11 protein-coding genes and 1 pseudogene are annotated in these 15,281 nt (G+C 70.5%); 4 read left to right on the top strand and 8 right to left on the bottom strand.

The genetic code is table 11. The annotated features are described in order from the left end of the window. Positions 1-3: 3 nt before the first annotated feature. Complete coding sequence (locus tag ABD841_RS07690; protein ID WP_344969258.1) at positions 4-2,238, top strand: family 78 glycoside hydrolase catalytic domain; 2,235 nt, start codon at positions 4-6, stop codon at positions 2,236-2,238. 180 nt (positions 2,239-2,418) lie between these two features. Beyond that, positions 2,419-3,846 carry an MFS transporter gene (locus tag ABD841_RS07685; protein ID WP_344969256.1) on the top strand — a complete coding sequence of 476 codons (1,428 nt, stop codon included), beginning with the start codon at positions 2,419-2,421 and terminating at the stop codon, positions 3,844-3,846. Positions 3,847-3,977: 131 nt separating this feature from the next. On the opposite strand, the gene ABD841_RS07680 is transcribed toward ABD841_RS07685, so the two are convergent. The 5 genes from ABD841_RS07680 to ABD841_RS07660 form a co-directional block, all read right to left on the bottom strand. Beyond that, positions 3,978-5,186 carry a cytochrome P450 gene (locus ABD841_RS07680; RefSeq protein ID WP_344969255.1) on the bottom strand — a complete coding sequence of 403 codons (1,209 nt, stop codon included), beginning with the start codon at positions 5,184-5,186 and terminating at the stop codon, positions 3,978-3,980. A gap of 401 nt (positions 5,187-5,587) precedes the next feature. Beyond that, positions 5,588-6,349, bottom strand: coding sequence for an ABC transporter permease (locus ABD841_RS07675; protein ID WP_344969253.1), 762 nt, complete (start codon positions 6,347-6,349; stop codon positions 5,588-5,590). 9 nt (positions 6,350-6,358) lie between these two features. Beyond that, positions 6,359-7,168 (bottom strand): ABC transporter ATP-binding protein, encoded by an 810-nt coding sequence (locus ABD841_RS07670; protein WP_344969251.1) that lies wholly within the window; start codon positions 7,166-7,168, stop codon positions 6,359-6,361. Then, complete coding sequence (locus tag ABD841_RS07665) at positions 7,168-7,581, bottom strand: DUF1048 domain-containing protein (protein WP_344969249.1); 414 nt, start codon at positions 7,579-7,581, stop codon at positions 7,168-7,170. The genes ABD841_RS07670 and ABD841_RS07665 overlap by 1 nt, the downstream gene beginning before the upstream one ends. Then, entirely contained in the window at positions 7,578-7,913 is a 336-nt protein-coding gene (locus ABD841_RS07660; RefSeq protein ID WP_344969247.1) for a PadR family transcriptional regulator, read from the bottom strand. Before ABD841_RS07660 ends, ABD841_RS07665 begins: the two co-directional genes overlap by 4 nt. 427 nt (positions 7,914-8,340) lie before the next feature. Here ABD841_RS07660 and ABD841_RS40765 point away from each other — a divergent pair. Together ABD841_RS40765 and ABD841_RS07650 are read left to right on the top strand one after the other, a co-directional pair. Then, positions 8,341-8,484: pseudogene (locus ABD841_RS40765) on the top strand (hypothetical protein); the annotation flags it as partial. Between the two features lie 247 nt (positions 8,485-8,731). Continuing rightward, entirely contained in the window at positions 8,732-9,688 is a 957-nt protein-coding gene (locus ABD841_RS07650) for a cyclase family protein (RefSeq protein WP_344969243.1), read from the top strand. 281 nt (positions 9,689-9,969) lie between these two features. Here ABD841_RS07650 and ABD841_RS07645 read toward each other — a convergent pair whose 3' ends face one another. The 3 genes from ABD841_RS07645 to ABD841_RS07635 are packed head-to-tail and all read right to left on the bottom strand — an operon-like array spanning position 9,970 to position 14,886. Further along, the gene (locus ABD841_RS07645) at positions 9,970-11,010 is read right to left on the bottom strand and encodes an SAM-dependent methyltransferase (RefSeq protein WP_344969241.1); all 1,041 of its coding nucleotides are present in this window, start codon (positions 11,008-11,010) and stop codon (positions 9,970-9,972) included. Beyond that, entirely contained in the window at positions 11,007-12,035 is a 1,029-nt protein-coding gene (locus tag ABD841_RS07640) for a methyltransferase (RefSeq protein WP_344969240.1), read from the bottom strand. Before ABD841_RS07640 ends, ABD841_RS07645 begins: the two co-directional genes overlap by 4 nt. 46 nt (positions 12,036-12,081) lie before the next feature. Next, complete coding sequence (locus ABD841_RS07635) at positions 12,082-14,886, bottom strand: ATP-binding protein (RefSeq protein ID WP_344969238.1); 2,805 nt, start codon at positions 14,884-14,886, stop codon at positions 12,082-12,084. Positions 14,887-15,281 lie beyond the last annotated feature (395 nt).

Genomic DNA, 15,281 nt, shown 5'->3' with positions numbered 1-15,281 from the left:
AGCGTGCTCGACCACGCCTTCATGATCAACGCCGATGCGGGACGCGGCACGGCCCTCGTGCTCGGTACCCGGCTGGTGCTCGCCCAGCCGACCTCTCAGGTCGTGCGGGCCGTCTTCCGGGCGACGGCCCACGGCGCGTACGAGGCACGCGTCGGCGGGCGCGTCGTGAGCGACGCCGTCCTCGCCCCCGGCTGGAGCGCCTACGAGTGGCGGCTGCAGGTGCAGGAATACGACGTCACCCGCCTCATGGCCGACACCGTCGATGTCGAGGTGCTGCTCGGCAACGGCTGGTGGCGCGGCGGCCTCGGCTTCCTCGGCCTGAACCTGGACTACGGCCCTTCGATCGGCTTCGTCGGAGAGCTGGTGGTGACCTACCGGGACGGTGCCACCCAGGTGCTGGTGACCGGACCGCAGTGGAGCGCGCGACGCTCGCAGGTCGTCGAGAACAGCCTGTACGACGGGGTACGGATCGATGCCCGCCCGCCGGTCGGCGAGCAGTTGCCCGTCCGCGTCATCGATTTCGACCGTTCGACGCTGGTGGCGCAGACGAAGCCGGCCATCACCCGGCACGAGAGGCTGCAACCGGTACGCATCTGGTCATCGCCGAGCGGGAAGACCCTGGTCGACTTCGGGCAGAACCTCGTCGGCTGGATCCGGCTGCGGGCCAGTGGCCCGGCCGGGACCGAGATCACCGTCCGGCACGCCGAAGTTCTCGAGCATGGGGAGCCGGCCACGCGACCGCTGCGCGGTGCCCGCGCCACCGACACGTTCGTGCTGTCCGGCGGCGCGGACGTCTTCGAGCCCACGCTGACCTTCCACGGCTTCCGCTACGCCGAGGTCTCCGGTTTTCCCGGCGACCTGGCCGCAGCCGACCTGGAGGCCGTCGTCGTGCATTCCGACATGCGCCGCACCGGCACGTTCGAGTGCTCCAACCCGCTGGTCAACCGGCTGGTGGAGAACTCCGTCTGGGGGCAGAAGGGCAACTTCCTCGACCTGCCCACCGACTGCCCGCAACGCGACGAGCGCCTCGGCTGGACCGGCGACATCGCCGTCTACGCGCCGGCCGCCTGCTACCAGTTCGACTGCGCCGACGTCCTGCACGGCTGGCTGCTCGACCTCGCGGTGGAGACCGGGCACTCCGGCTACGTCCCGTTCGTGGTGCCCAACGTGCTGAAGTTCGCGCCCGCCGAGGTCCGCGCGAAGACCGAACCCATGCTCGGGCCGACCGCGATCTGGGGGGATGCCGCCGTCTGGGTGCCGGAAAGCCTGTGGTGGGCCTACGGCGACCGGGACCGGCTGGCCGCGTACTACCCCGCCATGGTCCGGCACCTGGAGGGGGCGGAAGCCAGGCTCTCCCCGTCGGGCCTGTGGGACCAGGGTTTCCAGTTCGGCGACTGGCTCGACCCGGCCGCGCCGCCCGACCGGCCCCACCAGGCGAAGGCGGACTCCGGAGTCGTCGCGACGGCCTGCCTGTATCGCAGCGCCTCCTTCGCCGCCGACGCAGCCCACATCCTGGGTAAATCCCACGACGCCCGCCGCTGGCGAGACCTGGCCGACCGCACCCGCGAGGCCTTTCTCAAGCACTACGTGCACGACGACGGCACCGTCCACTCCGACGCGCAGACGGTATACGCGCTGGCCATCCGCTTCGGGCTGCTCGACGGTGAGCTGCGCCAGGCCGCCGGAGACCGGCTCGCGGCCCTGGTGGAGGAGGGCGGCTACCGGGTCGCCACCGGCTTCGCCGGAACGCCCTACGTCACCTGGGCACTGGCGGAGACCGGGCACATCGACGACGCCTACCGGCTCCTGCTCCAGGAGCAGTGCCCGTCCTGGCTGTACGCCGTCACCATGGACGCCACCACGGTGTGGGAACGCTGGGATTCCCTGCTGCCCGACGGCACCGTCAACCCGGGCGAGATGACCAGCTTCAACCACTACGCGCTCGGCGCGGTCGTCGACTGGCTCTACAAAACGGTCGCCGGCATCCGGCCCGCCGAGCCCGGCTACGCCCGAGTCCTGCTGCGGCCCACCCCCGGCCCGGGTCTCGACTGGGCCCGCGGCGCCCTGGACACGCCGCACGGCCGCGTCGAGTGCGGCTGGCGCCGTCAGGACGCGGGTTTCGACGTCGAGATCGTCGTTCCGGAGGGCATCGAAGCAGACGTCGTCCTGCCCGATGGCACCCGCCGCACGGTGACCGGGGGCGCCTGCACGTTCCGCAGCGCGGCGACGAGCCGTTGATGAGCGATTGCCGTACCTTCGCCGCCTGGCCTGCGGGAGACCGCTGACCGCGGGCCGCCATCAGCGGACGTGGACACAGAAGACCTGAGGCCGCCTCGACCGATCCACCCGGGAGGTGAGGACGCCGATGCTCCCCCACCTTCCGCACCCCCCACCGCGCTCTCGTGAGGAGCCACTGCCATGACCACCGCGCAACCCGTCCAGCCCCACCTCGCCGAACCCTCGGTGCCGGGCACCTCGATGACCTACCTCGGCGGGCCGCCCTTCCGCCGCTACCTGCTCGTCTACATCCTGGCGATGGCGGGCATCACGGCGGTCTACGGCGGCGTCGGCGCCGTCATCCTGCCCTTGCAGGTGCAGGACATCGAGTTCGCCAACTGGTTCACCGGGCCGGACGCCACCGCGAACCTGCAGCACCTGACCAACCTCAAGGCACAGATCGAGGCGGGCACCGCCACCGCCACCGCGCAGCAGCAGCACCAGCTCGGCCTGCTCGCCTCCTACGAGGCCGCCCGGGCGAGCAGCCTGTCGATCGTCACCGCCGTCGGCTCCGTCGCCACCATGTTCGTCCAGTCCGTCGCCGGGCTGCTGTCGGACCGCACCCGCTCGCGCTGGGGCCGGCGCGCCCCGTGGATCGCCGGTGGGGCTGTCCTCGGCGCCGCCCTGGTGATCGGGGCCCGGTACTCGGCCGGCATCGGCCTGCTGATCGCCACCTGGGCCCTCGCCCAGCTCGCGATCAACGCGGCCCAAGGGGCTCTGGGCACCACCGTGCCCGACCGGATCCCCCATAACAAACTCGGTACCGTCTCCGCCCTGTCCGGCATCGGCACCCTGTTCGGCGCGCTGCTCGGCTCGGTCGCCGCCGGCACCCTGTTCGGCGCCATGGGCCTGGACAGCTATTACCCCTTCGCCCTGGCCCTGGCCGTCACCGGCCTGCTGTTCGTGCTGGTCGCCCGCGACCGCTCTTCCACCGACCTGCAGGTCCCCGCGGCCAACTGGATCGCCCTGCTGAAGTCGTACGTCATCCCGCTGCGCTCGGCCGACTTCCGCTGGGTCTGGGTCGCGTCGGTGACGATGATGTTCAGTTACGGCGCCTCCAACGCCTTCAGCCTCTACATGATGCAGAGCTACATCCAGCCCGCCCTCAGCGCCGCCGAGGCCACCCGGCTCATCCCGCTCATGTCCCTGGCCGTCCTGCCGGGCACCCTCATCGCGATGCTCGTCACCGGCAGGCTGTCCGACCGCATCGGGCGCCGCAAGCCCTTCGTCTTCCACGCCTCGGCGCTGTTCGCCGTCTCCATGCTGGTGCCGCTGCTGTGGCCGACGCTGGCGGCCCTGTTCATCCAGAACGTCCTCGCCGGCCTGGCCGCCGGTTGCTACCTGGCGGTGGACCGGGCCCTGCTGATCGACGTGCTGCCCGACAAGCAGGCCGCGGGCCGTGATCTCGGCCTGGGCAGCATGAGCTTCAGCTTCGGCCAGGCGATCGGCCCCGTCGTCGCCGGCCAGCTCGTGGCCCTGACCGGCGGCTACGGCGTGGTCTGGGTGCTCTCGCTGCTGGCCGCGCTCGCGGCCGCCGCCGCCATCATGCCCGTCAAGAAGATCAAGTGAACGACGACGGCCTGGACACCGGCCAACCCTGATCACGCGCGCCCGGCCCCGATGACCGTCAGGCATCACTCTCGGGACTCGCCCCGGAAATCAGCCGCCCGTCGATGCCGAACGTCGTCACCGGCTCGCGGTCACGCGTCCCAGGTGACCGGGAGGCTCTTGACCCCGTAGATGTCGGCGGTCTCCGGGCGCAGGGCGACCTCCTCGGCGGGTACGGCCAGGCGCAGCGTGGGGAAGCGGTTGAGCAGCGCGGGGAGCGCGACCCGCATCTCGACGCGGGCCAGCTGCTGGCCCAGGCACTGGTGGATGCCGTGGCCGAAGGCCAGGTGGCCGCCGTCCTGCCTGCGCAGGTCGAGCGTGTGGGGGTCGGGGAAGCGCTCGGGGTCGCGGTTGGCGATGTTGAGGGACAGGATGACCGTGGTGCCGGCCTCGATGGTGTGGCCGCCCAGCTCGACGTCCTCCAGCGCGACCCTATGGAACTGCTTGGCGACGCTCAGATACCGCAGCAGCTCCTCCACGGCCCGGTCGATGAGCGCGGGCTCGGCGCGCAGCGCGGCCAGCTGCGCCGGGTTGCGCAGCAGGGCGAAGGTGCCCAGCGCCAGCGTGTTCGCGGTGGTGTCGAACCCGGCCGACAGCAGGATCAGGGCGATCCCCCGCAGCTCCTCATCGGTCAGGTCGCTGTCGAGCAGGTCGCTGAGCACGTCATTGGTGGGGTGCGCGCGCTTGGCGGCCACCAGCTGCGCGAGGTACTGCTGGGTCGCGGTGTAGGCCGCGATCAGTTCCTCGTCGCCGGCCTCCCCGCCGAGAAACTTGTCGATGTGCTCCTGGAAGGAGCCCCGGTCCTCGTACGGCACGCCCAGCAGCTCGCAGATCACGATGGAGGGGATGGGCTTGGCGAACGCGGTCACCAGGTCCACCGGCGGTCCGGCCTTCTCCATGGCGTCCAGGTGCTCGGCGGTGATCTGCTCGACGCGCTCGGTGAGCAGCCGCATCCGCCGTACGGTGAACCTGCCCACCAGCGGTTTGCGGTAGCGGCTGTGCTGCGGCTCGTCCATCAGCAGGAACTCGCCGGGCGGCGCCGGGGGGACCTCGATCTCGCCGTAGTCGACCAGCGGGTGGTGGCGCATGAGTTCCTTGCGCGAGCTGAACCGCGGGTCGGCCAGGACCGACCGGACCAGGTCGTAGCCGGTGATCAGCCAGCCCTGGTGTCCGTCGGGGAAGGGGAAGCGGCTGATCGGGCCGTGCTCGCGGGCCTGGATCAGCTCTGCCGGCGGGTCGAAGGGACAGCCGGGCTGACGCGCCGTCGGCATCGTCGTGACGGTGTGCAGGGATTCAGTCATGATCTTCCTTGTCTCGCGATAGGACGTGTTGTGTGGAGCTCGAAGGGTGCGTTGCGGGGAATGGCAGCGAGCCACATGCTCTGGCGGGTATGCCGATCCGTGTCGGCGGCCGTGCGGGTCGCTCCGGTCCACGACATCGGGGCGATCTCAGTACCCGGTGGGGGATCGACCTCCCGCGGTGGAGGCCGTTCGTCACTCGCACCGGCAAGGGTCAGCGGCTGCCGCGCGTGTTCCGGGTGGTCCGCTCACAGCGCGGTGCTCATCTCACGCAGATCTCCTGGAAGCCGCCGCCCGGCAGCGGAGATAAGCCGAGGAAGTGCTGTTCTTGTTCAGGGCGACCGCGCCGTGATCTGCCTGTCCGTCACGTTCATCGGGATCAAGACAGACTTGACCGATACGGCCTAGGAGATCTTGCGGCGGTAGGTGTTCATGGCGAAGGCGTACGCGACGATGAGGATGCCGGCACACCAGGCCAGGGCGATCCAGATGTCGGTGTCGACCGGCTGCCGGGTGAACAGGGCGCGGATGGCGTTGACGATGGACGTCACCGGCTGGTGCTCGGCGAAGGCGCGCAGCGGGCCGGGCATGGTGTCGGTGGGCACGAACGCCGAGCTGAGGAACGGCAGGAAGATGAGCGGGTAGGAGAACGCGCTCGCGCCTTCCATGGTCTTCGCGGACAGGCCGGGGATGACGGCGATCCACGTCAACGCCAGGGTGAACAGGATCAGGATGCCGGCAACCGCGAGCCACGCCGACACCCCCGCCGCCGAGCGGAAGCCCATGAGCAGGGCGACGAGCACGACGACCACGAGCGAGATCATATTGGCGACCAGCGAGGTCAGCACGTGCGCCCACAGCACCGACGACCGCGCGGTCGGCATGGACTGGAATCGCTCGAAGATGCCGCCCTTCATATCCATGAACAGCCGGTACGCGGTGTAGGCGATGCCCGAGGCGACCGTGATGAGCAGAATGCCGGGCAGCAGGTAGGTCACATACGAATCCGACCCGGTGTTGATCGCGCCGCCGAACACGTAGACGAACATCAGCATCATGGCGATCGGCATGACCGCGGTCGTGATGATGGTGTCCGGGCTGCGCGCGATGTGGCGCAGGGATCGTCCCAGCAGGACGGCGGTGTCGCCGAAGAAGTGCTTGGTCATCGTGGTTCCTTACGCGTCGATGCCGACGTTGTGGTCATGGCGGGCGTCGCCGTTGTTGCCGCCCGGGCCGACGAGCGCGAGGAAGACGTCCTCCAGGGTCGGCTGCTTCTCGACGTATTCGACCTTGGCGGGCGGGAGCAGCCGTTTGAGCTCGGACAGGGTGCCGTCGACGATGATCCGGCCCTCGTGGAGGATGGCGATCCGGTCGGCGAGTTGTTCGGCCTCGTCCAGATACTGGGTGGTGAGCAGCACCGTCGTGCCCTGGGCGGCGAGTTCCCTGACGGCTTGCCACACCTCGATACGCGCTTGGGGGTCGAGCCCGGTCGTCGGCTCGTCGAGGAAGATGATCGGCGGGTTGCCGATGAGGCTCATCGCGATGTCGAGGCGGCGGCGCATACCGCCCGAGTACGTCGACACCTTCCGCGCTGCCGCGTCGGTCAGCGAGAAACGGGCGAGCAGGTCATCGGCGATCTTGCCTGGATTCTTGAGATGGCGTAGCCGGGCGACCAGTACGAGGTTCTCCCGCCCGCTGAGGATCTCGTCGACGGCGGCGAACTGTCCGGTGAGGCTGATGGACTCGCGCACGTCCGGGGCCTGCGTGGCGACGTCGAAGCCGTTGACGCGGACCGTTCCCGCGTCGGGCTTGAGCAGCGTGGACAGGATTTTCACGGCCGTGGTCTTGCCCGCTCCGTTGGAGCCGAGCAGGGCGAAGATGCTGCCCCGCGCCACGGTGAAGTCCACGCCGCGCAGCACCCGCAGCTCCTTGTACGACTTTTCCAGGCCGTGCACCTGGATCGCCGGGGCTTGCTGTGTCGTCATCACACTGTCCTGTCTTGTCTTGTGGCGTCTTCGCCGGCGGCGCGTTCGATGGCGCTGGTGAAGCGGTTCCGCTCCCGGGCTCTCCACTGTCCGACCGGGTAGTTGGCCACGAACGCCTCCACGAACTCCACGGGGTCTTCGCCGAAGATGCCGCGGATCGGGGTGCCGTCGGCCACGCTGTGTTCGAACAGATCGGCAAGGTCTTCGTACATCGCCATCGCGCCGGCGCCGTCCGCCGGCCCGAGGAGCATCAGGTATCGCTCCAGCGCCTCGGCCGCCGTGCGGTAGTTCCGGGGAAGCCGCTTGATGCGCGCCTTGTATTGCCGGTAGCGCCGTTTGTCCTCCAGCGGCCCGGTGACGATCTCCAGGTACTGCAGGTAGCGGCTCTTCGATTCGTTCGACCCTGTGGTCATGGCTGATTGCCTCCTTTGCGGAGCTGTTCGAGCCTCTCGGTGAGGAAGCTCCAGGTTCTCCAGAACTCTTCGAGGTACTCCCGTCCCTGAGCGTCGAGGGAGTACACCTTGCGCGGCGGCCCCTTCTCGGACGGGACCTTCTCCACGTCGACGAGGCCGCGCTGCTCGATCCTGACCAGCAGTGCGTAGATGGTGCCCTCGGCGATGTCGGAGAAGCCCTGCTCGCGCAGCCAGGCCGTGATCTCGTAGCCGTAGGCGGGCCGGCCGGACAGGATCGCCAGGACGATGCCTTCCAGCGTTCCCTTGAGCATCTCCGTCAGCTGCTTGCCCATGGAACACCCCCCTTTCAGCTACTCGGTGTCGCTAACTACCGGTACAAAGTAACACCGACTACCGGTACCTAGCAACACCGAATAGTTGAGGCGCAAGCCGAGACCGCAACGTGTGGGTGCGGGCGACCCGATCACTGCTCGGGGCCCCGGTAGCGATGAGGAAATTTCCACCGGAGTATCCCCTGACCTGCGGTGCCCTGAATCGGCCGCGCAGATCGTGGTGGACACGGTGCAGAAACCGGCCCTTGACCCAAGACAGCAGATCCACCGCCCGAGTGGCGGCCATCGGCGTGTGCCCGAGGGCGGTCAGCAGGCGGGAGATAAGCCTTGTGCTCCCGCGCTGCGCTTCAGGTCATCGGCCCCCGGGCCAGGAGCGGGGATCGGCCGAGCCGGTCACCACGTCACCGTGCTCGACCCAGACCCGCGGATGCTTCAGCAGGCCGAGACCCGGCTGGCCGCCGAACCCGAGCGCGTCCGCAAACAGGTCACGCTCATGGCGGGCACCGGCGAGCAGGCCGCCGACCTGCTCGGCGGCGACTTCGACGCGGCCTGCTGCCACGGCGTGGTCACGTACGTGGCCGACCCGCGATCGCTGCTGGCCGCGCTCGTCGACGCGATCCGGCCCGGCGGCGCGGACCTGGCGGCGGTGGATCGACGTCGGTTTGCGGGGCCACCACTCATGCACCACCTCCGTGGACGCAACCAGCCCGCTGATCTTGTATCATGCCCGCTCAGCGGGCCTTGGCATGTCAAAGGAGAGGGCGGGATACCTCGCCTTCGGTGCCTCGAACCGCGTGACCGGAGGAGCCGATGCTGGGATGACGGCAGAGCGACCGACGCCCACACAGGACGACGTGCTCGGGTACTTCAACACGCTGTCGAACTGGGGACGGTGGGGCGACGACGACGAGCTCGGCACTCTCAACCACATCACCGACGACGTCCGGCTGGCGGCGGCGCGGGCCGTGCGCCACGGCAGGAGCGTGTCGTGCGCATGGGAGGTTGCCGTACCGGAAGACATGGAGCGGTCGACGACGACGTGCCCGTGCGCCGCCGACATGCCGGGTGCCGAGGACATGCCGGTGCCCGGATTCCGCAACGACCGGCGCTGGGGCTTTTCGTCCGAGCGGCTCGGCGTCACGTTCCACGGCAACACCCTCACCCACGTCGACTCGCCGTGCCACATCTTCTGGGACGGCACGATGTACAACGGGCGGTCGCACTCGCTGGTCGACGCCACAACGGGATCGGCGTGGGCGGCCGTCACGGCGGCGGCGAACGGGATCATCACGCGTGGTGTCCTGCTGGACATTGCGAGGGTCCGCGATGTGCCATGGTTGGAACCGGGGCAGGGTGTGTTTCCCGACGATCTCGAAGAGGCCGAGCGTCGCCAGGGTGTGCGGGTGCGACCCGGCGACGCGGTACTCCTGCGGACCGGCTACGGCCGCGTCCGGCACGAGGCCGGTGAGTCCAGCGGTTTCACGCAAGCCGGCTGGCACGCGTCCTGCCTGCCGTGGCTGCATGAACGGGAGGTCGCGCTGATCGGCGCTGACACCCCCCAGGACGTTCAGCCGTCGGGGTACGAAGACGTGTTGATGCCGGTTCACGCCGTGAGCCTCGTCGCGATGGGTCTGTGGATGCTCGACAACTGCGACCTGGAAGCGTGCGCGACGACGGCTGCCGAGCTCGGCCAGTGGGACTTCCACCTCGCAGTCGCGCCGGTCCGCTTCGCCGGTACGTCCGGCAGCCCAGTCAACCCGATCGCCACATTCTGACCGCGGTTCACGAGGGGATGCGACGCCATGAAGGACCCGGCCCGCACCTGGAGCGCGTGCCGTCGGTAGGTGTCGAACTGCCCGATCCGAGCCGGGACCGCAGCGGCCCCGGCACGGTCTCGGGAAATTCGGCCGACAACTCCTCCCGATGGCCGCCTTCGGGGAGAAAGAAGTCCGGCTGCCCTTCCGGGCCCGCGACACATCCATCGACGGTGGCGTTTACCAAGTGGACGAGTTTACGCACAAGAACTCCTCATCGAATGTTCCTCTGCCGTCGTCGCTCAGGAGCGGTATACGGGCTGCCTCGTATACGTGACGGGGATCGAGGAGATGGGTTCGTCGAGCGCGGTGTCCGATCGGCGCTGGGCGATCGCGCGCACATAGCCGAGATGGCGTCCGCCGTCAGCGGTGAGGGCGTTGATTTCCGGCTCGTTGTCCGGTGCGATCGCCCGCTGCCATTCCAGCCAGTACCTCCAGCCGTCGGTCATGGTGTCGGCCACGTCCACGCAGGCGATGCCGCTGCGTTCCCAGTGGCGGCGCCACCAGTCGGCCGAGTGCAGGCAGGCCATGCTCGGCTCCCACCACGCCGCCAGGTGTTCGGGAATCGGGCCGTCGATCTCCCGGATCAGTCCCGCGCCGGCGATGCCGATCTGGCCGCCTGGTTTGACGAACCGGGCCAGATAGTTCAGGTACAGATCGTCGGTGCCGTAGTAGACGAAGGAGTCGATGCTGATGGCGGCGTCGAAGAAGCCGGCCGCGAACGGCAGCGCTCGGGCGTCGGCGTGAAGGGGGAACACGGCGTGGCCGACGCCGGCGTCGCGGATGCGTTCCAGCCGCTCATCCGCGCTGAACCACAGGTCCGTGGCCCACACCTCGACGTCGAACTCGCGGTGCAGGAAGACCGACGACGCACCCCGGCCGCAGCCCAGATCCAGCACCCGCATGCCGGGTCGTAACGCCATCGCCTCGGTGAGCCACTCGGTGAGCCACAGGGAGTTGGCTCCGCCGCTGACGCTGGAGCGGATCCAGTCGGGATGGTAGCGGGAGGTTCGCGGGAACCGTGGCGACGCCATGGGGTCTGTCGGCATGGGTGTCGTTCTCCTCGTGGTCGGGACGGGCGGTTGCGTCGTCTCGCGCGGGTGGTCGGCCCGATGGTGGTCGGAAGTGATCGCCGCGGTGGCGGACAGGTGGCGGTCGTGGCCGGCGACTGCGGCGTCGGACAGGGTCTCGTGCTCGGTCCGGATGTCACCGTCGGGACCGTCCCACGCGGACGGCGCGTCGGCGTCGCACGGATCGACCGGCGCTGTCGGTGTGCGCGTCATGCGGCCTCGACCTCCATGAGGGCGACCGGCCCCGGGGTGGGAACGGTCGCCGACAGCCGGAACCCGGTGGCGGCGAACAGGGCCTGCCACTCGTCGGCGCGGCGTTCCCGGCCGCCCGCGAGGGTCAGCAGCTCGACGTCGGAGACCTTGGAGTAGTGGAAGCCGTTGCCCGCGGGCACGACGGCGTCGACGACCAGCAGCCGCACCCCCGCCGGCATGGCCGCCCGGATGGTGGCCAGGATGCGTCCGGCGTCATGGTCGTCCCAGTTGTGCAGGCAGCTCTTGATCAGGTAGAGATCCCCGGTGGAGGGGACCTCGGCGAAGAAGTCCCCGGCGACCAGGTCGACGCGATCGGCCACGCCCTCGGCCGCCAGCCGGTCGCGAGCGAGGGGGATGACGCCCGCGTCCTCCAGGAGTACCCCGCGCGCCTGCGGATTCCCGTGCAGGATGGCGGCGAGCAGGACCCCGATGCCGCCGCCGACATCGACGACGGTGCGGTACGGCGAGAAGTCGTACGCGGCCACGATGGGCGGGGTCGACATGGCGTGGAACCCGGCGGCGGTCTGCCGGAACAGCTCGGCCGCCTCCGGGTGGTCGCGCAGGTACTGGTGGACGTTCATGCCGTAGACGTAGTCGAAGGCCGGCTCCCCGGTGCGCACACTGTGTTCGATGTGGCCGTACGGACGCCACATCGGGTCCATGTTCATGGTGATGGCCGCGGCCCGCAGCGAACCGGGCACGTCGCTGCGTAGCGGCTCGGCCAGCGGGGTCAGGGCGAATCGGCCCCGGTCGTCCTCGGCGAAGACGCCGACGCAGGCGGTGGCCCGCAGGATGCGGTAGAGCGCCCGCGGGTCGGCCTCGCACGCCGTGGCCAGATCGAGGGAAGTGCGCGGTTTGCCGGCGACCAGGTCGGCGATGCCCAGCCGGGCCACCACACCGACCGCCTGGGACAGCCATTTGGCCGACAGGAGCTCCAGCAGCCACGCCGATGCCGGCTGCTGGACGGTGTCGTCATCTGTGGTCATGCCATCGAGACTCGCCCAGCCGCAGGGCCGGCCGCATCCGTGCCGTCTACTGATGTCGACCAGGCGCGTACGTACGCAAATGGACCCGGTCAGCCGCGCCGGTCTTGGCCAGCAGCCTGCTGACGTGCGTTTCCACCGTACGTACGGACAGATGCAGCCGGGCCGCGATCTGCGCGTTGCCCAGTCCTTCGGCGACCAGGGCGAGCACCTCCGCCTCCCGGCCGGTGACACCGGCGGCGCGCAAGTGGGGCGGCACCGTCGTGCCCGGGGTGCGGCGGGGCGACGCGCCGGCCAGCCGCAGCAGGTCCCGGCAGCGTCTGGCCAGCGCCTCGTCGCCGTTGTGTTCGTGCCACGCCAGATCGGCGCGCAGCCCCGGCACGGGATCACCCCACCCCTCGGTCACCGCGGCGGTCCACACCGGCAGTCGCAGCAGCCGATGCCACCACGGATGCGTCTCGAGTGCCGCGTCACCGCGGGCCAGCGCCTCGGCCGAGTCACCGGCCTTGCCCAGGCGGCCTGCGGCGATCACGTCGGCGTAGGCCAGTGCGCCGCGATTGACCCGCCGGCGGCCCGCCCCGCAGTGACGGAACACCGCACGGGCGTCCTCTCGCCTGTCCCCGGTCACCTCGCGCAGCAGCAGCCACAGTCCCCACCAGTGGGTGGCAGCGGCCGAGGCATAGCCGGCCAGGATCGCGGCGCCGTCGTCGGCCAGTGCGGTCGCGCGCGGCAGGTCCCCGGAGACCACAGCGGAGATCGCGCGTACCAGGCCGAGCCCGGCCCGTACCTCCTGCGGCGCGTCCGGCCGCGCCCCGGCCCGGCGCAGCCACCGCTCGGCTTCGTCGTCGTCCCCGGCGCCGGCGCGAGCGGCTGCGACGAACAGCTCGGCAACCGCCTGGACGCTCGTCAACCGCAGCCGCGCCGCGAGCTCGGCGCACCGGCGTGCCACCGGCTCGCCGACGCCGGGGCCGTGCGCGGTCAGCGCCAAGTCGGCCACCAGCAGGTCGATCTCCGCCAGCTGCCCCAGCAGGCCGGCCGACTCAGCCAGCTCGCGAGCCTCGGCCAGCGCCGGCGGGTCAGGCTGCCCGCGTTGCACGGCGGCCAGGCCGAACAGCGCGGCCACCCGTAACGGGGTGAGACCGTGCTCGGCGGCGACCTGCACCGCCCGTCCGAACGCAGCGCGGGCCGCGGCCGCATCGTCGTGCGCCAGGCAACGGCCACGTACCAGCAGCGCCCCCGCCAGGGACTCGCCGTCACCGGACCGCTCGGCCTCGTGCACCGCGTCGGCGGCCAGCGCGGCGGCTCGTCGCGGATCACCCACACCGTAGGCGGCATCGGCGCGCACGATCGCCGAACGGGGATCACGCGGCCGACCGGCCCGCTCGGCGTACGCGATCGCAGCCGCCCACCGGCCGCCCACAATGCAACTGCGGGCCAGTTGCAGGCACAGCTCCACGTGCTCGTCCCCGATCGCGGTGCCGATGACCTCTTCCCCCGCGCGCAGCGCCGCATCCACCTCACCGGCCAGCGTCAGCAGCCGTACCCGCTCGACGGCCCGGGCGATGCGGAGCGCACCGGTGGCATCCACCCGCGCCAGCAACCCCCTGGCACTGCGCAACGCTCCTCGCGCCAGATCGTGGCGGGCCAGCCTCAGCAGAATCCGGCCGGCCCGCTCCCGCTCTCCCGCCGCTCCGAACAGCCCGGCCGCCCGTACGTCGGCCTCCCCGACGCCACCGCCATCCAGCAACTCCGCGGCACGACGGGCGATCGCCGCCCGCTCCGGCGGCAGCAACGCCGCCAGCACCGCCTCCCGGGTCAACGCGTGCCGCCAGGTCAGCTCCTCAGCCTCCGCGTGCAGCAGGTGAACTTCTGCGGCGGCTCGCAACCCCGCGAGCAACGCCGCCTCTTCCACCCCCGCCACCGAGGCGATCACGTCCCAGCCTAGATCCGCTCCCACCACGGCCGCGACGTTCAGCACCCGTTGGTGCTCGCCGGCAAGGGCGGCCATCCGCTCGCCGACCAGCGTCCGCATCGTCGGTGGTACGCCGATGTCCGACGTCGGCCCCTCCGCCGCGGCCAGATCGACGCCTGCCCGCCGCAGCCCCTCCGTCAGCTCCTCCACCAGCAACGGCAGCCCGTCACAGCGCTCCACCACGAAGCCGGCCGTCGCCGCCCCAAGCCGCACCCCGGCCCGATTCGCGGCCAGCTCCGCCACCTCGGCCGCGTCCAGCCGGGCCGGCCGTAACACTCGCACAGCCGGTCGCCGCCCGATCCGCTCGATCTGATCAGCGGTGCGCGGCTCGTCACGCGCCGCCCCGCAGATCAGGATCTGCTGGTCGGCCACTCCGTCGACCAGGTACTCCAGAACCGCGAGCGTGTCCGGATCCGCCCAATGCAGATCATCCAGCACCAGCACGCACCCGCCACCGGCGCCGACTGCCCGCAGCAGCCGCAACGTTCCCTCACCGACCGCCACGGCGGGATCCACCATCGGCTCCGCACCACCGGCCGGCCCGAAATCGGGAATGAGCCGCCCCAACGCCGCCCGGTACGGCCGCACCTCGGCGTCGTCTGCGAGCCCGGCATCCCGCAACCGCCCGACCAACGCGGTGGCCAGCGCCCGGTACGTGCCCCCAGCCGGCACCGCCCGGCCCTGCAGCACCTCCATGCCCGCCGCCGACGCCCGTGCCGACACCTCCGCCAGCAACCGGGACTTGCCGATGCCTGCCTCCCCGACCACCATCACGGTCGCGCCGCGCCCGCCAACCGCCGCGGCCACAACCGCGTCGATCACCGCCAGCTCCGCGGCCCGGCCCACCATCCGCTCCCCGGGCGACTCCGCAAATCCCACCACCCCAGTACACCCCACCGCGATCCCTGCGCGCCTCACGCGCCCTCTCCAGACGGGATCACGCATCCCGTCCCATGTCCGGCCGCGTCGGGCAAGACCCGCATTGGCGGGATCGCGTGGGCCTCGCCGGTAACGGGGTGGCGGATCACCGGCAGGTGGTTCCGGCTCGCCGTGGACGTGCCGGCCGGAACCTCCGCGCGTGTCGCGTTCGGGCCGGGCACGGCGGGCCTCGCGCCGCTTCGGTTTCGGTGCCGTTGACAACCATCGGCGCGACACATTAATTTCACGTTACTGAATAACGCTCCAAGCATGAATAGGTATTCACAGTCCCTCTCCGGCTCCCGTTGCCACCCAAATCGACAGGGCGCCGGAGAACGCTGCCGAGTTCCCGCAGCCCT

Source organism: Streptosporangium fragile (assembly GCF_039534445.1).
In the GTDB taxonomy this organism is placed as follows: domain Bacteria; phylum Actinomycetota; class Actinomycetes; order Streptosporangiales; family Streptosporangiaceae; genus Streptosporangium; species Streptosporangium fragile.
Note: the sequence above shows the minus strand (reverse complement) of the source record. Positions and strands in the feature narration are given on the sequence as shown.

Coding starts and splice junctions, on each gene's coding strand:
- ABD841_RS07670 (WP_344969251.1), bottom strand. CDS start 7,168: ATGACGACACAGCAAGCCCCGGCGATCCAGGTGCACGGCCTGGAAAAG.
- ABD841_RS07685 (WP_344969256.1), top strand. CDS start 2,419: ATGACCACCGCGCAACCCGTCCAGCCCCACCTCGCCGAACCCTCGGTG.
- ABD841_RS07645 (WP_344969241.1), bottom strand. CDS start 11,010: ATGACGCGCACACCGACAGCGCCGGTCGATCCGTGCGACGCCGACGCG.
- ABD841_RS07675 (WP_344969253.1), bottom strand. CDS start 6,349: ATGACCAAGCACTTCTTCGGCGACACCGCCGTCCTGCTGGGACGATCC.
- ABD841_RS07640 (WP_344969240.1), bottom strand. CDS start 12,035: ATGACCACAGATGACGACACCGTCCAGCAGCCGGCATCGGCGTGGCTG.
- ABD841_RS07650 (WP_344969243.1), top strand. CDS start 8,732: ATGACGGCAGAGCGACCGACGCCCACACAGGACGACGTGCTCGGGTAC.
- ABD841_RS07665 (WP_344969249.1), bottom strand. CDS start 7,581: ATGACCACAGGGTCGAACGAATCGAAGAGCCGCTACCTGCAGTACCTG.
- ABD841_RS07680 (WP_344969255.1), bottom strand. CDS start 5,186: ATGACTGAATCCCTGCACACCGTCACGACGATGCCGACGGCGCGTCAG.
- ABD841_RS07660 (WP_344969247.1), bottom strand. CDS start 7,913: ATGGGCAAGCAGCTGACGGAGATGCTCAAGGGAACGCTGGAAGGCATC.